The sequence below is a fragment of the Phycisphaeraceae bacterium genome (assembly GCA_020639155.1).
GTDB lineage: Bacteria > Planctomycetota > Phycisphaerae > Phycisphaerales > UBA1924 > JACKHF01.
The window spans coordinates 1,076,879-1,095,475 of the sequence record JACKHF010000001.1 but is presented as its reverse complement, the minus strand read 5'-3'; the positions used below and the strand labels follow the sequence as shown (position 1 = coordinate 1,095,475).

The window sequence follows — 18,597 nt, the reverse complement described above, 5'->3', positions numbered from 1 at the left end:
AAGGGTAGGAGGATTCAGTTCTTCGATCCTGCAAGCTGATTTACTGTGGCTTCCAATGCTTCCAGTCGTGCGCGGAGCTCTGCATTATCCCGTGCGAGCAAGTCGATCCGCGCATCCTTTTCAGCAATCGCCATCTCGTGCTTCGCGTGCAGCGCATTCACCGCTTCAACAAGCAACGGTGTCATGCGTCCATAATCCATGCCGGTGACAAAGTCTGTCCCGGGTTCCTTGGCAACAACTTCCGGCACAACTTCCATCACTTCCTCGCCGATGAATCCCATGTCGTGCTGGCCGCCGTGGTCCTCGTCCCAGTCGAAGTACACACCGCGGATCTGCGCGAGCATGCCGAGCGGGTCGTTGATCGGTTCGATGTTTTTCTTCCACCGGATCGATGAGGGTGAGCCGTAGTTCACACCGGGGCCCGCAGCGTAGAAGTCGTATCCGCTCGAACTCGCTGAGTAGCCATAGACAGCATACGTGGTTCCGCTGTTTCCAGTGGTGTGACCACGCACGCCGGTGCCCGCTGGCGATGATCCGTACACTCCCCATCCCGATCCATCATGCGAGCCCCACACTCCAATACCGAGCACACCTATGCCCCGGTTCTCACCCCGGACGGCTGCGGAAAATGAGCCCGGCGATGATCTGTCGAGCACACCACGGACAGCTGCAGCTTCTGTCTCGTTGCTTGTTGTCTGAATTCGTGCGCCCATGGAGTCCGACGTAAGCACAAGCAACTGCGCATTGTGTGTGCCGATGTCACCAATGCCGACACGTTCAGCCTGATCAACACGTATCCCGCGTGCGTGTATGGCGTACGGTGCGCGAGTGATCTGCTGTGGCGGCGAGAGCTGTGTACCGTTGACCGTGATGGACAGCCAGCGCTCGCCACCGAACCAATATCCTCCCTGCCAACTGAGTGGGATATCAAACAATCCATCGACGACCTGCACATTATTGTGAACAATCGGATTGCCGATCGTCCCGCCATTCACACTCGTCCACAACTCGACCGAGATGGTGTATGTGCCGTTTGCGGGTGACCCGTTGTCCATCAGGCTGCCCTGATAGAGAAACGTGGTGTCTTCCTGCGCAGATGCGCACGCACACACCGCTGCGACAACTGCGGACGCCCAGATACAGCACTTCATTGTGTTTTCCTTTCAATGGCCCTTTGCCAGTTCCACCATCATCTGTTCCAGCGCATCAAGACGTGCGCGGAGTTCGTTGTTCTCTCGCTTGAGATCATCGATTTGCTGGTCCTTTTCTGCGCGCAGTTGACGCAGTGCCTCGACAGTCATTGCTTCAAATCCTGAGAACGCGATGGACTTGTACCCGTCGTCCATTGTTGTGACCCACGCTGGAAAGACGCGCTCGACCTCTTGCGCGATCATGCCGATCTGCACGCCCTCCGCCTGGAGTGGCTGGGACGGATCGATATATTCAAAGGTCACACCACGGAGCTGCATGAGCGCATCGAGAGGCTGGTGGATCGGGTTGACGTTCTTCTTGAGGCGCTCGTCTGACAGGGTCGACCACGATCCGCCGCCGATCTTTGCTGCTGATCCGTTCACCCCCAGCGTGAACCCGCCAGAGCCGCCGCCGCCGCCGATGCCGAGGGTCTGAAGACCATTTATGGTGACGAGTGAGCCCGAGATTCCGAATGTTCCTGCTGACGCAAGAGTGAGTATTCCAAGCGAAGTAAGATTGACTCCTTTGCCTGCAATGATCCCGATACCAGTGTCCGCGTGGACACTCAGCCCACCGCCTGAGTTGATCTGCATCGTGTCGCCTGAAATGACATTCAGGACAGATGGTGCAGAGATTATTGTGTTGTCGATGGTCAGCGCGTTTGCGCTTGTGCCGGGTGTGATTGAGCCGGTCACAAGAGCATTCCCCACGACGTGGAGCGCCTGAGTCGGCGAAGTCGTTCCAATGCCGACATTTCCCGACGGTGCCACAGTGACAACTGGTGATCCGTTCGTGAAGATGGTGTGCTGATCGTTTGTGCCATCGTACTGATATCCGGGATCCTCGTTGACCTCTCGCGAGATGGCAAACGTGTTGGTTGTGAGTCTGACACCTTCCGATGCGTCGTCGAACAGATTCAACCCGCCGCCCAGAATTCCGAGGTGTGCGCTGGGATTGGACGTGCCTATTCCAACTCTCCCGGTGTTGTAGAACGTCGTTGGTCCTGAGAGTGACCAGTGCGAATCACCAGCTGGGCCTTGCGGACCCGGATCACCCTGCGGTCCTTGTGCGCCCGGATCACCTTGCGGTCCTTGTGCGCCCGGATCACCTTGCGGTCCTTGTGCGCCCGGATCACCTTGTGGTCCTTGTGCGCCCTGAGGTCCTTGTGGTCCTGTGTTACCTGCGAGCGCAAACAGCGCAACAGGCGCAGCAGCAACAGCCTGTCGAGGTGTCAGCGTTGTGAATGCGCCCGAACCTGCTGGTGAGCGCACGTCGATCTCCAGCCACCGCTGCTGTCCAGCGAACGCGCCCGCGCCAAAGTCGAGGTCCACATTGAACTGACCATCAACAACCGAAGCATTTGTCAGCGCCAGCATCGGCCCAACCTGTGTGCCCGCAGTTGATGCGTCGTACAGCCTGAACTGCAGATCGACAGTGCCGGTGATCGCCTGGTTTGCCTGCTTGATCAGGCCCTGATACGTGAACGACGGATCCTGGGTAGTTTGTGCGAGCACGCTCGTCTGCACTGCTGCAACTGCTCCAACAACAAGAAGAAGTCGATGTGGATTCCGCATCATGTCATTGCTTCCTTGGGTGTGAGGATGTGCTAAATCAGCATACCAGAGGTGCTGTTGGCCTGCATCAACACCTTCTCACCTATCGCCAAATCGGGGTGATTTGTGCTTGCCGCGTGGTCCTAAAACAAGTGTGAAACAAATTTTTGTCTATGAATCTTGACTAAATGTCAAAAATAATATACATTATGTCGTTAATTTGTGACACATCACACCTCGGAGAGCGCAAATGAATGAATCAGGCACAGGAGCTACTTTTCGTCGTCGGCACGCACTCATCCTGCTCTGCACGACGCTGCTCGGAGCGGGCGTGGTTGCGGCGCTGGTGACGAGAGATCCAACAAACGCCTTTCTTGTGATGGCAGCGATTGGGATCGCCACTGCTGCGCAGGTTGTGTTGATCATCGTGATGTCGATCCTGAACGCGATGATCTCGCCCAACGAGCCGGACGATGAGCGTGATGCACATATCGCAAGCAGGTCCACCCGATACTCTGTCTGGATTCTCCAGATTGGCGTGTTCTTCGGTGTTGCCTTGCTCATCGTGCAACAACTGGTCGTGCAGGCAAACAACGGCGATACACAATCGATGTGGCTGCACCCGTTGATGGGCGTGCATCTGCTCGCGCTCGTTGCTGTTGTCTCGGAAGTTGTCCGGTATGCCACAACAGCCGTTGACTATCGCACGCAGTAAGTGGGGGATGCGATGCCAAAGCTTTCATCAACCCGAGCAGCATCCGGTACAGGCGTGACAAATCGCATTCGCGAGCTGCGTTTCCATGCAGATGAGATGACACAACAGGAACTCGCAGAGCGTATCGGTGTGAGCAGACAGACCGTTGTTGCGATCGAAAAGGGAAAGTACTCACCGACACTCGAGCTTGCGTTCAAGATCGCGAGGGTGTTCGAGACACCGATCGATACGGTGTTTTCGTATGACGAGAACGCATCAAAGCCGTCGTAAGCGTATTTGTCACACGGCGCGCAGTGTTCGGTTTCGAAGCGCGATCAGCAGAATAATGCCAATGATGTATACGCTTGCGATTGTGGCAATAGCCAGAATCCAGGGCCAGCGTATCGATGGGGTGGCCAGAGCCGCAACCGGCGTTGTTCTCATCTGACTCACACCGTTCGTCTGGATGCTCAGCTCTGGCATGTCCACCTGCCTGCCGATAGTCTGTATCATCCGTCTTGCCAATCGGGACTCAGAGTTCAACGGCGTTTCAAGCGTTGTTTCGATCATCTTCAGCACGTCCTGTGCACCACGCTGCACACGACGATCATCAATATCAAGATCTGCCAGCGCCAACCATTGCAGGATCGTCTTCTCTTCGATCAGGAGATCGCTAGCAATCTCTTTGTCATCCACGTCTGTCAGTGTCGCTGTCTTTGTATCCGCATGAACAACCAGCGTGCCTCGTGGCGTACTGCTGTTTGCGAGCTTCAGCGTGATTGTGCCAGCCCCCGACGAGTTCCATTCGTTGATTGTGATATCAACATCGAATCGCGCCTTGATCATATTGAACGGGCCTTTCTCATCGTCGTTCTGGCTGGAAAGCTCAGCGATCATTGGAGCGCCGAAGATCTGGCTTGGCTCTTGAATCATGCCATTCCATTTCATCACAGGTGCTGTAGGCAGGGCGCTCTGCTGTGCGCGGCGTGTTGCGATCAACACCATGTCGAGATAGGTTGTCGAAGGAAGTGCAATCGCAGCAATGGCGAGCGTCCATCCCGCGATGATCATCCACGGGGAGCCGCGCATGCGCAATGCGCCGCGCGGTGTCATAACGCCGCATCGAAGCAGATTCCCGCCGCATTCAGGGCATACACCAGTTGCAACATCCACAATCTCGTGTCCGCATCCGCCGCAGCTTGCAGCGCGCCTGACATCACCCGGCGCACGAACACAGCGGATCACGAGCGCTACGCCAACAGCTCCAAGCATAAACATGGATCCTGTGAGCAGCGCCCAAGCCCACAGTTGGTTTGGCATGTTGAGAAATAATGCAGCAGTTGTGATCGGGTGCAAGGTCATGAGCATATATAGATCATCTGGAGACAGAGTGGTTCACAAACAGGCATAATCTCTACGGAATTTCCGGTCAGGCCTGTGGTTGAACCACGTCATCCGGCGAGTGAAGCTGGAAGATCACCACCTCCTCGTACGTGTCATCACCGATATTCACGCCGCGATGCGGCTTGAGCAGCGGCTCATCCCAGTCAACCTGCCCGGGAGCAACAGGAACATGTTCCGGCTTTGAGCCATCGCGGAACTCGATCTGCAACACGCTCCCGCGCAGTACAACCGTCACACGATGATGCGGATCCGTGTGCCAGTGTGTCGATTCGCCTGGCTCAAGCGTGAGCCTGCGAACATGTGTGTTTCCGTGTGAGTGGAGTATTTCTGTGCGCATCAAGCATGCTTTACTGGGAGATTTATGGGCATCCTGCTGCATACGCGTTTCCAAAGCAGATGTAGTCGAAGATGTCATAACCGCCGTTGTCATCGCAGTCAGCGTATTGATCGTGCAACGCGAACGCATTTCCAAAGCAGATGTAGTCGAACACATCGAGTTGATCTGAATGATCACAGTCAGCGAGGCACCGCATCCTGACGTGAAGATCGTCCCACAGCACCTCCAGAGCGCCGCCTTTCTTCCGAACATAATCAACGATTGTTCCAGAGGTGTAAAGCTTCATGGGATTCATAAAAGGTACGCCGTCGTTGGGCGTGACGTCATTTGGATGTTGTGTTGTATCGTGGATATCGAAGAGCACGTATGTTTGTGCATTATCGATCATTGTCATGACGAATCTGCCGCTCAGCGCATCTCCCTCATGGTAGTAGATACCAATCGTAACCCATCTGCCGATCGGCACCGGGACATTTGCCGCGCTCTGCTCCCACACAACTTGCGTGGCGCCCTGCGTCATGATTTGTCCCTTCACGTGGAACGAAAGAGGCGACCCAATAGCTGCGTTGGTCTTCTGGATATCAACAGTGACACGGAACGGCCACTCACTGGTTGGTCCTGTGCCCCAGTTGCGATCATTCCAGTATTCAAAGAGCGTCAGCCATGTGAACGTGCCCGGATACGATTCAAGCAGTGCAAAGTCTTCATCCAGATACATTGATACACTGTGATACAGCGTGCGCACGTTCTGCATCTGGTTGAAATGCGCCTGCACTCTGCCTTTTGGGCCGCTCGACGATGGTTCGTGTGGGGTTTGCAGCCAGAAGCGGAGCACATTCGCATGCCCGGTCTGCGTGGGATCAGGAATGATCTCCGCAACACGATCAGCGATGGTGCCTTCTTTGAGCTCGATCCTGAAAGATCCAATGCCCATTGGGCCTTCAAGATCGCTCACCCAGTTGTTGGGTATCCCGACGGTATTGTCCTGCCCCACAATATCCGAGTAACTCGAACTCTCATTGATCAGTTCAGAACTCGGCTCAAATCCTGATCGAAATACAAGGTCAAGATTATTTGGCGTCCAATCAGGCCCCGAAGCTGTCGCAACAACTGCCGAGCAAAGGAGAATCACTGGAACAGAGGGTCGCACCGATGCGATCATGGGCAACCCTCTGCGTATGCGTTGCCATAACAGATGTAGTCAAAGACACTGAGCAAGCCGGAACCATCACAGTCGGCGTATGGGTCATTGTTCGCGTAGGCGTTGCCAAAGCAAAGATAATCAGCAACGCTGAGCGTGCCGTTGTTGTCGCAATCGGCGTAGCAGGATTGATCAAGCGGCTTCGACCACAGCAGCGCTTCGTTCCGACTGGTTGCGTTGTTGTATCCAAAGCCGACAACATAGAGAGTCGTACCATCGTGCCAGATTCCTCGCGCTTCGGTATCTCTCCATGATCCAGGAAGCACGGCAGATATATCCTCCCATGTCTCAACACTTCCGTGCCATATGCACGCGTGGCGAACCTGGCTCGCTGCTTCAGACACCCAACCAGCCTGATAGTTGTCGTACACCGAGTACGCCACCGATCCGATGCCATTATTTGGATGCAGATAGACTTGTGTTCCAAACTCGCTATTCCAGTAGCACGCACGTGTGTTGAAGAGAAACGCTATGTATCCAACCTGCTGCCCGCTATACACATCATATGCAGAGGAATGGTTCTCGAATCCTGAATGGAGGATCGTGCTTGAAGTGCCGTTGTCGTTCCATACACACGCATTACCGAGAAAGAATAAAGTACTTCCAACGTGTTGAGAATCATCCAAACCATAGACAACTGAGAAGTCATACACAGCTGGCGTGATGTCTCTCCACGAACCGCTGGTCCCAGTCCACACGCTTGCGCGTGGGTAGCCGTTGATCATCGCGTACCCGCCCTGCTGCCCGTTGTGTACAGCCAGTGCCTCGGAACTCTCGGCCAGGGCTGGATGCAGGTCTACATGCGATGCGCTCGTTCCGGTCCACAGGCTTGCGTGCGCACTTCCACCGAACGTTGCTGATCCAGCTTGTTGTCCGTTGTGTACGTCATTGACAGATGAGCTTTCTGCGCCCGCAGGATGAAGATCGACAAAGGAAGTCGCGCTGCCCATCCAGAGCGCAGCGTGGTCTGCGCCGTTGAACGTTGCGTATCCCACCTGTTGCCAGTTCTGCACCCCCAGCGCGCCTGATTGTGTCGCGCCCGGAGGGTGCAGATTTGTCACGGTCCACTGCGCGCTCGCATGCGACGCGATCGAAAGGATGCCCAGACACAGGCCTGTGCGTAATGCGCTCGTTTTCATGGCTTCTCCCAATATCACGGGCATCCACTGGCGTAGTACGTACCGAAGCAAATATAATCCGTGATGGAATAGTACCCGTCGTTATCACAATCCGCGTACGGATCGCTGTTTGCGAACGCACTGCCGAAGCAGATGTAGTCAAAGATGTTCAGCGTGCCATTCAGATCGCAGTCTGCGTCGCACGCGGACCTGCAACCGTAGAACGCGATATTCTTTGCAACATGAGCGCCACCAGCATACGTGAAATACCCTCCAACAGCAAGATTTCCATCGGGCAGCGTCACCATGGAAGTGACCGTTCCGGATGTTGGAGCTATCCCAAAACCAAGTGGTGACCAGTTCTGCCCGTCCCATCGCGCAACCAGCCTGGTGCTGACACCGCCTGATTCCTTGAATTTGCCACCAGCGATCACGTCTCCATTGTCCAGCAGTGTTGTTGAGTGCACGCGTGACTTGCAGCCCGCACCAAAGTTGTACCAATCTGTGCCATCCCATCGCGCGATATTCTTTGCGGAGACTCCGCCGATCGAGCTGAAGCTTCCCATGACAAGAAGGTCGCCCGAAGGCAGGGACTGGATCGCACGCACATCACCTCCACTGAGCTGCGGCCCAAGTGGGCTCCACTCTGTGCCGTTCCATCGGGCGATGCCATGATTCTGTTCGCCGTTGTACACATCAAAGAACCCGCCAGCGAAAAGATCCCCGTTCGGCATTGCTTTGAGTGCATACACAATCGGATACCACTCTATCGACGTCCAGCCGAGACCATCGCCGAGCGAGGTCCACTGGACACCATCCCATCGCGCAACATTCTGTACTGACAAACCGCCGGCTTCAGCGAAAGATCCGCCAGCAATGACATCGCCGTTTGGCATCACCTCGATTGCATGCACAAGCCCAACGACGTATGTAAGTGCGTTACCCGCGATGCCGGTTCCCAGCGGCAGCCACGTGGAGCCATCCCATCGTGCAATGCCGTTCACACGCGTTGATCCGGCGTATTCAAAGTCGCCACCAACAAGGAGCTGGCCATCGTCAAGCGGTTTTATTGTGTTCACATCATCAGAAAGATTGTCTCCTATTTGACCCCACGTGTCAGTATTCACGTCGTAGGTTGCGATGTAACGGATATTCTGGTTTCCAGCCTTGGTAAACGCGCCACCGACAAGGAGTGTCTGATCAGCCGGACCTTTTCCATCAGGATCCCACAGGCTCATTGTGTTGATGATGTTGTTCGTTCCTTCAACGACACCATACGGATGCCACTGGGAATTCGAGCAAATCCACTGAGCACTCGCATGTGAGGCAACGCACAGCACAGCGAGAGACAGACGTATATGGAACGTGTTCATGTCTTCCTCCTGAGTTACGGGCAACCCGCTGCGTACGCATTTCCGAAACAGATGTAATCGAAGATATTCAGTGTGCCGGAGCCATCGCAGTCGGCGTACTGACTCCCTGCCGAGTACGCATTTCCGAAACAGATGTAATCGAAGATGTTCAGTGCGCCGCTATTGTCGCAATCGGCGTAGCAGGGTGGCTGATCAAGCACGGTCACATCGAAGGTGAGCTCTTCAAGCTCATTCAGCAATGAAACAGCATTTGGCGTATTAATAGAGAGATACACATCAAAGAGCTTTGTTTGTGTCGACACTTGCACCGTGCGTGGCGTGAAATCACTCGTGTTGTAGCGCATTGTCAGCACATGCACCGGTGAGTCATGGACAGCAGTCACACTTGGTGGAAAATGCAACTGGCCAGCAAGGAACGACATCTGTGCAGTGCCGGATCCTTGTGGACACCCGAACTCACAACTGAATGGGAACTGACCGCCGTCGAGATAGAAAACTTCACCGTCTCCAGCTGCGACAGATGCATCAAGCCCTGCAAACGCAAAGTGTGTGGTATTGTCGAAGTGTGCCCAGAGCTCGACATCGACCGAGGGACTTCCGGGATAGACGACAAGATCTCCTGACTGGATCGTGTAGTACGTTGACTGAGCAGATGCAATACCAGCCAGCGAAGCAGCAAGACCACAAACGAGATACGCCTTTGCCGATGCGAGCATAACAAACCTCCGTGGATTCAGAGATCAGAGAGAAATGCCCCACATGACAACGCATTGATTCTATCAGACTCTTCGAGAATCCAACAACAAAAATAGACAATACAGGAACGAGCTCGCAATACACACAACCACATCCCGAACATGGACAGTCCTGGCCATCCACTACGGGCAACCAGCTGCATACGCGTTGCCATAGCAGATGTAATCAAAGATGTTGAGCACGCCATTGCCATCGCAATCCGCATATGGATCGTTATTCGCAAACGCGTTTCCGAAACAGATGTAATCAAAGATATTGATGGTGCTGCTGCCGTTGCAGTTGGCGTAGCACCGCTGGGATCTGAAGATGCCCGATGTGCCGTTGGTAAAGTCGAGCCTGTACACGATGGCGCCGTTGTCCTGCAGCATGGATGGTCTGCCGTCGGTGCCACCCGCGTTGAATCCGTTTCCATCAGCAAACGCGATGCCCGAGATTGTTCGCATGTCGCCCGGCGCAACCTCGATGGTGTCGCCGAGGCGTGCAATGATCTCGACTCGTGATACAGGACCGACGGAGACGCGCAGCACCGCTTCATCGTTCACACCAAGCTGTACGTTTGGTCCTTCAATCTTTGTAAACACTGCGATCGTGTCGTTGGGGTTGATACAGAAGATATCGAACAACCCAAAGAATGTTTCCCCCGCTGCAAGATCGGGATGTGTGTCGCCGCGCTGGAGCACGATCTGAGCAGCACTGCCCGATCCTGAGAACAGCGCCCGATCATTTACGCCAGCGGTAATACCGGGCCCGTCAATTTGACTAGCAAACACGGTTGTGCCTCCAGCCGTGATTGCAGGATAGCTGAAGAATCCGTTGTAGAACCATTGTGGTGCGCTCGGTATCGGTTGCCCTTCAACGGCGAGAGGCAACAGTGTGTTGGTGTTCTCAACATACCACCAGAGCACCTCGTCGTTGTTGGTTCCGATGCCCGGCCCAGCGACTCTGCCAAGAAACGCAGCAAAGTCAGGTTCTGCCGTAGTTGGCGGCTGGAACAGACCGCCGTGGATTGCACCCACAACAGGAAACTGTGGCGGCACGGGATCACCCTCTCGCGCGACAATCGCTGGTATCTGATTTGTCTGCAGAAAATCGATATGGATTGCATCATCGTTCGATGCGGATACACCCGACCCACGCAAGCGCGAACGGAACGAGACAAACCGGGACGAGACCAGATTGATGGCTGTATGCGAGATGGTGTCGCCCGCACCAAAGCCTGCAAGCTCTGGTGAGCCCGGACCAGCAATCAGCGAGCCCTCCTGCGCAACCATGAACGGGCCCGCACCAATCGGGAAGCCCATGATGATGGCAGTGTTGTTTGCACTTGTGATGCCAGAGCCGGACAGTGTGGCGGTTGCTGGAGACTCTGGCACACCGGGACAGACTTCATACGTAAAGAATGAATCAACGGTGTATTGCTGAAGCGGAAGCACTGCACCCTCGCGATTGATCATGAGCGGCGACTGTCCGCCAACCACCGGGTAGTACCACCACATGCCAATATCGTTCGCGCTTGTCACTGTTGGGCCGACCATCGATGCGCGGAAGATCACTTCACCATTTGGGCCGACGTTGATACGCGAGAACGGTGGGGTGCCGAGCCCCGTGCCGAATCCACCGTACATCTCGCCCTGTGTTGTGCCGGGGGGCGATGTGCCCTCACGCTCAAGTGGAATCGTGATTCCCGTGAATGGGTCGTGGTAGAGAATCCCTGTGTCATCATCCGGTGTGACAAACGGACCGGTCAGTGTGACTGCAACCGCGATCTGCCCGGTGTGCGACACAGCCGGAACAGCAAACCCCGCAATGTCAACAGGAAGCGCAGAAGGGAATGAATCACCCGAGAGCGCGATGGCCCGCCGAATATTCTGCGCGTGTGCTGCCCCCGATGCAAGCACCAGAAAAGCAAGGGACCACGTGCGAGTACCATGACACAGAAATACATGTAAGTTTTTCACAAAGCACCTCCTGCTTTATGGTACTGGAAAATAAAGATTGCGCCAAGATAGAACGCAGGATTCCTGCACGACCAGAAAAGAAAACGCCCTCTCCCGAGCGCAGTGTCGAGAGAGGGCAGTGATATGCAACGTACAAAGTACAAACGAGCTTACGGGCAGCCTGCTGCGTACTCATTGCCGAAGCAGATGTAATCAAAGATATTGAGCTGGCCGGAGCCATCGCAATCTGCGTAACTTGTTCCTGCTGCATACTCGTTGCCGAAGCAGATGTAATCGAAAATATTGAGCTGGCCCGAACCGTCGCAGTCTGCGTAGCACGTGGTCCCGGCTTCACGTATTGCAATGCCCGCACATGTCCAGCCGGTGCCACCCGCGGTCAAATCATCAACAATCGTGATATTGATCTGACCAGCGCTATCTGCTGTCTGGAACACAGCATAGCTTGACAGATCCTGCGAGCTTGAGCCGATCGAACTGTTGATGTAGAAGTCTCCAGGAGCACCGTCCTGGTCAAAGATCACGGGAGCGCTACCGCCTGCGATTGTGATGTCGTTGCCCATGTCAAACCCGCGCAGCCCGAAGACATAAACCTCATACTCTGAGCCCGGATTGAGGAAGTTGAGTGTGAGCACCGTCTGACCGGTCCCGAAGATGTAATCATCAGCACCCGCAAGCGACTGGGAGTGCATGGGCAGCGTTGCGGGATTGGGAGCGGTTTCAAAGGATGATCCGGAGGAAACGAGCAACTCAATACCTGTCGCTGCACCCGTTTCGTCGATCAGGTTCGGCAATGCGCCAGCTCCGCTGAGTACGTTCCAGTTTGTCGGGCTGAACGGCACTCCGATGTTCTCAAAGTCGACCGCAATCAGAGCCTGTGCGCTGGCTGCAGTAGAAAGCGCTGCACATGCGATAAATCCTCCAACAAGCATTGATGTTTTCATTTCATTTCTCCCTTTCTCTGAGTGATGAGTATCCAAGAACAAGACTCCAGCCTACCCGATCCAGGTCCGGTGTGTCAAATGAAAACCGGGCCCAGTTCGGGCCCGGCAAAGGTATTTCAAGCGGGTGTGTTAGGGTTGGCTTGAGCTTACGGGCAGCCTGCTGCGTACTCATTGCCGAAGCAGATGTAATCAAAGATGTTGAGCTGGCCGGAGCCATCGCAGTCTGCGTAACTTGTTCCTGCTGCGTACTCGTTGCCGAAGCAGATGTAGTCAAAGATGTTCAGCGCGCCGCTTCCGTCGCAGTCGGCGTAGCAGCCCGCATCGACTTCGAACGTCAGATTGTCAATCGCAGGTGTCGTGCTCACGGTTGCAACAACGCGAATCCGTGCGATCTCAACACCAACGTCGATAGTGACAACAGTATCGTCGCCCTGAATAGCAGCAATCAGTGTGCCGTTTGCGTCGTAGGCTTCGAGTGTGTCCGCTCCTCCTGAGATTCCAACAAGTGCGCTGACGCGGATCACTGGTGTGGTGAATGTTGCCTCAATAGGCAGGCTTCCACTCGAAGCGAGCAAATTTGGTGGCGTGTGTGAGGCGGGTGTGTTGAATGATGCAGCGTCGAGAATCTCATTCTGATCATTGATAGGCGCGCTCGGCGTAAAGAGAATCCCGACAGACGCGTACTGGTTTGTAAGCTGCTCCGCCTGGCCGTTAAAGGTTGTTGGTGCAGCAATCGGAACGTCGTCCGGCGTTCCAAGCACACCGTCCGGGCCTGGGTACACATCAAAGTTGATTGTCACTGCGCCGGGTCCGGCTACTGCTGCAGTAGCGGATAGTGCAACTGCAAGAAACATGGGCTTCGTTTTCATTTCTTTTTCCTCTCCTTCTTTGAAAAGAATCGATCAGATCGTGCGTCACTATTATGGACATCCCGCGGCATACTCATTGCCGAAGCAGATGTAATCAAAGATGTTCAACGAGCCACTGCCATCGCAGTCAGCATAGCTCGTGCCTGCAGCGTACTCGTTGCCGAAGCAGATGTAGTCAAAGATGTTCAGTGCGCCGCTGCCGTCACAGTCGGCGTAGCAGACAGAGCCGACCGAGCCTTCGAGGACGAACGCAACATCGTCAGATCGGGGGCCACCAAAGGTCGGCGAGAAGAAACGCTGCATGCACCCGGATCCAACAACATTCTGCGCATCAATCCAGCCCCATTGCGGTTCGTTTGCAGTGCCGCCCCTGTCAAGGATTGCAACGACGGAGATCCAGTAATCGCCAGCAGGCAGTTGCACGGGCGTGTTCAGGTTGAGTGTCACGTGGAATCCTTCCCATCCGTTTGTGATGCCACCACTGACAACGGTGTGGTACACCGTTTCGTTGAAAGAGAGCACGTCCTGAGTGTCAACAAGTGCGCCGACATTCCCGTTGTCATTCTCATAGAAACGAATCATGAATCCGTGTGTGTTCCCAGCGCCAACCTGCGCGTACCCGCCCCAGAACTGCACGCTCTCCACAGTCCAGTCGCTCGACGCGGTAAAGTCGTTGACAACCTCTGCGAACCATCCAAGCCCGCCGGGGTTCCGTGCGTCCTGCGACGCAAGCCCGCCGAACGAGTTGACCGGATCCTGCCGCCAAAGCTCGTCAGCCGATGCAATCGCCGTTGCGCCGAGCAATGTGATGGCCGCCAGAGAAAAAGTTGATGCATACCGCATGTGACACCTCGTGTTGGTTTATGTGAATGACAGCATCGCGACTGACGATGTACGTATTCCCCCGATCCAGAATGTACCCGAAACCAACAGTCCACACAAGCCCTACAGAGCCTTTGTGATCTCGATCATCGGTTGAACGCCGGTGACGATGGTTATAGGGCAATGAGCGCGCAGAGAAGCCGGTTCAAACGACGGGATACGGGTGAAGGAGTTCCAGAGTCTTCAAGGACACCCAGCCGCATAGGCGTTGCCGAAGCAGATGTAATCGAAGATGTTCAGGTTTCCGTTCCCGTCACAATCTGCGTACTGCGTGCTGCTGGCGTACTCATTGCCAAAGCAGATGTAGTCAAAGATGTTGAGAACGGCATTGCAGTCGCAATCAGCAGTGCAGATCTTCAGTGTCGCGGGCGTTGAGGGCGTCGCACCGCACGGCGATGTTGCAACTGCCCGCACACGATGCACAAATGTGCCCGCACATCCGGACACAACAACACTGATCTGCTCTGTTCCCTGCCCTGTGGTTGCGATCGATCCGCACGGCAGTGCGAGCGGCGCGGTCGTGAGCGGTGTCCAGATGCCCGCCGACGTTTCGATCTGCCATTCATACATGAGTGGTGCGCCGCCGGTCGCTGATGCACTGAACTGCGTTTGTGCAGTGTGACACACGGAGGTGCTGACAGGCTCTTGTGTGAAGATCGGCGTCGGGTTCCCGAACCTTGCCACACCGTTGGCTGTGAACGTGAGCGCACCATCCATCACGATCGAGAAACGACCGCCAACGTACAACTCGCCGTTGTGCTCGGCCATGGCTGAGACGAACGGCCCGCCGCCGCCATCAAAGTACGCCATGATGTTCCATTGCGTTCCGTCCCATTGCACAGCTGCGCTGCTTGCACCGGGGTACGCGGTCGTCCAGTTTGTTCCGCCCACAAGATCACCGTTTGCGCGTTGCAATGCAGCGTAGAAACCAGCATTTGCCAGCCCCGTGTACATCTCGTTCCATGAAGTGCCATCGAATCGGCTCGCGTATCGCACAGTGTTCGCGCCGGACGTCGAGTAAGACCCGGCTGCAAACGCCTCACCCGAAGGGAGTGTCACCAGCGCATAAACATTCTCACCTCCGAACGTGCCACCCAGTCCCGATCCCATCGCGTTCCACTGCGTCCCATCCCATCGTGAGACATCGGGGCCAACGGCGCCGCCGAATGTGCCTCCAGCAATGATGTCGCCGTTAGGAAGTGATGTCAGTGCGCGCACGCTCGCAACACCAGCGGGGAACCCCGTCCACGTCGTGCCGTTCCAACTCGCAACTCTGCTTGCTGCGACACCGCCCGCATTGGTAAATACACCGCCGGCAATCAGATCACCATTCGGAAGCACGTGCAGCGAGTACGCATCATTGTTCAATCCTGGCACAGCGGTCGTGCCCATGCTGGACCATGCCGACCCATTCCATCGCGCGATACTCCATGCTGTTGTGCCGCCCGCACTGAGAATGTCAATACCCGCAGCGACGAGCGAGTTGTCATTCAGCACAGCGAGCGCTCGAACATTGACTGATGCAGATCCGGAGATTCCCGAACCGAGGGGGGACCAGTCGCTTCCGTTCCACGACGCGATCCGCAGCGCCGGCTGACCACCCGCTGTCGTAAATGCGCCACCAGCGACAAGCACGGGCTGCTGGGGTCCCGAACCATCGGGGTCCCAACTCTTCAGCGCATATACATCGCCATTGACGCCGACCGCACCGGGGCCAGCCCGCCACTCGGGCGTGCATTGTGCATACGTGCGCGCTGGAGCAAGCGCGCCAACACAGACAAGAACCAGCGATAGAACGCTCGGACGCTTTCCGGAGTACACACAGAATGGCATGATGGCTTGTTCCATATGGGGCATGGTGCGCAGCATGTGCCAGCGGCACAGGGGGGTGTGCGAACGCGATCGTCCAGTGTACTGAGAAATACGGCCCCGTGCAATACGAACGGATTGAGTACGGGCTGTCAGTCTTTCGTACGAGAACAGCCGAATTCCTTACTCTGCCATCGGATGAAGGAAGTCCCCAGTGTGACGCTCATGGACACCCAACTGTGTACGCGTTCCCAAAGCAGATGTAGTCAAAGGTATTCAGACTCCCATTCCCGTCGCAGTCGGCATATGGCTCGCCAGCGCCAAAGGCATTGCCGAAGCAGATGTAATCGAAGATGTTCAATGAGCCAGAGCTGTCGCAGTCGGGATAGCAGGCGTCGACACAGCCGAACCGTGCAAAGTAAGCAGACACTCCGGCGCTGGTCGAAAGAAACACACCGCCTGCCAACAGATCTCCCCGAGGTAGTGTTGCAAGTGAAAATGGTTCCCTCTGCAGACCACCACTGAGTGGGTGCCATTCTGCGCCATCCCATCGTGCAATGAACGAAGCGCTTTGGTTGTTGATTGAGGTGAAGTTTCCACCTGCGATGATATCTCCGTTCGCAAGTTGCGTGAACGCTTTCGTGTACTCGGATGATGTGTTGCCAATGGTCGTCCAGGTCTGTCCATCCCACATCGAAATCTGCGCACTCCCCGCGACGAGTTGGTCGCCGTCCTTTGTCAGCAGCGCGTATACAGGCTGTCCGCTGAACGATCCAACTGGCTCCCACGCAAAACCATTCCATTTTGCGATAAAGCGCGTATATGTGTTTCCAGAGTATGTGAAACTACCTCCAGCAACGATGTCACCATTTGACAACTGTGTCAGCGCATGCACCCACTGATTAAAGCCGGAATCCATAGAATTCCATACAGCACCATCCCATCGTGCGATGTGCCTTGCACTCGTACCACCAGCAACTGTGAACTCTCCTCCTGCAATAATGTCGCCATTCGGCAGCGCAAGCACAGCGTTGACTGCAGCGTTCATGCCGGATCCTATTGATGACCAGGAAATGCCGTCCCATCGTGCGATTCGATACGCAGGCTTGTTTCCGGCTTCCGTAAATCTACCACCAGCAATAATGGAATCATCTGGCGCATCAGCGAGTGTCCACACCATGCCATCGATGCCATCGCCCAGAGCATTCCAGTTTGAGCCATCCCACTCAGCAACATTTCTCGCTCGAATCCCATCAACACCCTCGAACAGACCTCCTGCAATCACATGACCGTTTGGTTGCGCAAGTAGCGCAAGCACGCTTCCAGTAAACCCGTCGCTGAGCGTCGACCATGCTGTGCCATCCCATCGTGCGATGTTCTTTGTGACAATATCACCAACCTGTGCGATTTGCCCACCAGCAAAGAAAGCCCCATCAGATGCAAGCGTTATCGTGTGAACAATCCCATACACCTGCGGCTGAAATGATGACCAACTCGTCCCGTCCCACAGAACAAGAGATTGGGGCTGAGTGCCCTTCGTGTTGAACTGGCTGCCACCCGCGAGCAGATCACCATTCGGAAGCACCGTGATGGTGTTCGTTTTTCCACCAATACCATCTCCAAGAGCCTGCCACGCTGCCCCGTTCCAGCGAGCTATCCCTTGTGCATTCACGCCGCCAGCGACGGTAAATGCACCCGCTGCAATGATGTCGCCGTTTGGAGTTGCAGATAGCGCAAAGACAGGACCGTTCATACCCCCACCCATTTGGCTCCATTCAGAACCATCCCATCTTGCAACGTATGAAGTATCGAAGCCGCCAACCGATGTGAACTCACCCCCAACAACAATGTTGTTCAAAGCATCTTCAGTCATTGTAAGAACACGGTTGTTCCACTGCGCCGAACCCAGTGCGGACCATGTGTTGCCGTTCCAACGAGCAATGCGATGGGCGCTCACGCTGCCGATTGTGGCAAAATCTCCACATGCGATAGCATCACCGTTTTCAGTTGTTCCAAGCTTGAATATGTCGCCGTTTGCTCCCCCTTGCATCGAAGTCCAACTCACTCCATCCCAGAGAGCAATATTGGCCACCGGCGTCGTGCTCGCAACACTGAAGTGACCGCCTGCAATGAGCTGGCCGTTCGGAAGCGTGGTCACATCCGCGACATGATCGAGAAAATAATCGCTGCCGACGCCCGCGCTGATCGTTTCCCAGTCTCCCGAAGCAGGGTCGTACATGGCAATGTGCGTTGTGAGAACATCACCCGCCAGAGTGAACTTGCCTCCAATCACCAGCCTCTGTGTTGTTGGCCCGAACCCATCAGGATCCCACATGATGGAACTGCTGACGATGCCGTTCGTTCCAAGCGCACCGCCACCCGGCAACCATTCGGGTTCGGGGCACTGCCACTGAGCGTACGAGGTAGAACCCGAACCGAGCAGAATAAACCAAAAAACAAAGGCGCTCTTCTGATGCATGTGCATACTCCAGTGGTTTCGTGAACTCTGCG

At 55.3% G+C, this 18,597-nt stretch carries 16 protein-coding genes; 2 read left to right on the top strand and 14 right to left on the bottom strand.

Translation table 11 applies throughout. The features are described from left to right. Window positions 1-14: 14 nt before the first annotated feature. Together H6815_04700 and H6815_04695 are read right to left on the bottom strand one after the other, a co-directional pair. On the bottom strand, window positions 15-1,151 hold the full coding sequence (locus tag H6815_04700) for a tail fiber domain-containing protein (GenBank protein MCB9859733.1): 1,137 nt from the start codon (window positions 1,149-1,151) through the stop codon (window positions 15-17). A 12-nt stretch (window positions 1,152-1,163) separates the two neighbouring features. Then, window positions 1,164-2,768 carry a tail fiber domain-containing protein gene (locus H6815_04695; GenBank protein MCB9859732.1) on the bottom strand — a complete coding sequence of 535 codons (1,605 nt, stop codon included), beginning with the start codon at window positions 2,766-2,768 and terminating at the stop codon, window positions 1,164-1,166. 226 nt (window positions 2,769-2,994) lie between these two features. On the opposite strand from H6815_04695, the gene H6815_04690 reads away from it, so the two are divergent. Together H6815_04690 and H6815_04685 are read left to right on the top strand one after the other, a co-directional pair. Further along, window positions 2,995-3,459, top strand: a complete 465-nt coding sequence (locus tag H6815_04690; GenBank protein MCB9859731.1) for a hypothetical protein — start codon at window positions 2,995-2,997, stop codon at window positions 3,457-3,459. 12 nt (window positions 3,460-3,471) lie between these two features. Next, window positions 3,472-3,729 carry a helix-turn-helix transcriptional regulator gene (locus H6815_04685; protein MCB9859730.1) on the top strand — a complete coding sequence of 86 codons (258 nt, stop codon included), beginning with the start codon at window positions 3,472-3,474 and terminating at the stop codon, window positions 3,727-3,729. A 9-nt stretch (window positions 3,730-3,738) separates the two neighbouring features. Here H6815_04685 and H6815_04680 read toward each other — a convergent pair whose 3' ends face one another. The 12 genes from H6815_04680 to H6815_04625 all read right to left on the bottom strand — a co-directional run bounded on the left by H6815_04680 (window position 3,739) and on the right by H6815_04625 (window position 18,565). Then, window positions 3,739-4,800, bottom strand: a complete 1,062-nt coding sequence (locus H6815_04680; GenBank protein ID MCB9859729.1) for a hypothetical protein — start codon at window positions 4,798-4,800, stop codon at window positions 3,739-3,741. 67 nt (window positions 4,801-4,867) lie between these two features. After that, entirely contained in the window at window positions 4,868-5,179 is a 312-nt protein-coding gene (locus H6815_04675; protein MCB9859728.1) for a hypothetical protein, read from the bottom strand. Between the two features lie 22 nt (window positions 5,180-5,201). Then, window positions 5,202-6,341 (bottom strand): hypothetical protein, encoded by a 1,140-nt coding sequence (locus tag H6815_04670; protein MCB9859727.1) that lies wholly within the window; start codon window positions 6,339-6,341, stop codon window positions 5,202-5,204. Beyond that, complete coding sequence (locus H6815_04665; protein MCB9859726.1) at window positions 6,338-7,519, bottom strand: hypothetical protein; 1,182 nt, start codon at window positions 7,517-7,519, stop codon at window positions 6,338-6,340. The genes H6815_04670 and H6815_04665 overlap by 4 nt, the downstream gene beginning before the upstream one ends. Window positions 7,520-7,533: 14 nt before the next feature. Next, window positions 7,534-8,871 carry a hypothetical protein gene (locus H6815_04660; GenBank protein MCB9859725.1) on the bottom strand — a complete coding sequence of 446 codons (1,338 nt, stop codon included), beginning with the start codon at window positions 8,869-8,871 and terminating at the stop codon, window positions 7,534-7,536. Window positions 8,872-8,885: 14 nt separating this feature from the next. Beyond that, complete coding sequence (locus H6815_04655) at window positions 8,886-9,587, bottom strand: hypothetical protein (GenBank protein ID MCB9859724.1); 702 nt, start codon at window positions 9,585-9,587, stop codon at window positions 8,886-8,888. A 162-nt stretch (window positions 9,588-9,749) separates the two neighbouring features. Next, window positions 9,750-11,585 (bottom strand): hypothetical protein, encoded by a 1,836-nt coding sequence (locus H6815_04650; GenBank protein MCB9859723.1) that lies wholly within the window; start codon window positions 11,583-11,585, stop codon window positions 9,750-9,752. 149 nt (window positions 11,586-11,734) lie between these two features. After that, window positions 11,735-12,526 carry a hypothetical protein gene (locus H6815_04645; GenBank protein MCB9859722.1) on the bottom strand — a complete coding sequence of 264 codons (792 nt, stop codon included), beginning with the start codon at window positions 12,524-12,526 and terminating at the stop codon, window positions 11,735-11,737. Between the two features lie 146 nt (window positions 12,527-12,672). Further along, entirely contained in the window at window positions 12,673-13,395 is a 723-nt protein-coding gene (locus tag H6815_04640; GenBank protein MCB9859721.1) for a hypothetical protein, read from the bottom strand. A gap of 51 nt (window positions 13,396-13,446) precedes the next feature. Then, window positions 13,447-14,238: a hypothetical protein gene (locus tag H6815_04635; protein ID MCB9859720.1), complete on the bottom strand. Its 792-nt coding sequence runs from the start codon at window positions 14,236-14,238 to the stop codon at window positions 13,447-13,449. A gap of 222 nt (window positions 14,239-14,460) precedes the next feature. Next, window positions 14,461-16,125: a hypothetical protein gene (locus H6815_04630; GenBank protein MCB9859719.1), complete on the bottom strand. Its 1,665-nt coding sequence runs from the start codon at window positions 16,123-16,125 to the stop codon at window positions 14,461-14,463. 184 nt (window positions 16,126-16,309) lie between these two features. After that, window positions 16,310-18,565 carry a hypothetical protein gene (locus tag H6815_04625; GenBank protein MCB9859718.1) on the bottom strand — a complete coding sequence of 752 codons (2,256 nt, stop codon included), beginning with the start codon at window positions 18,563-18,565 and terminating at the stop codon, window positions 16,310-16,312. Window positions 18,566-18,597: the final 32 nt, after the last annotated feature.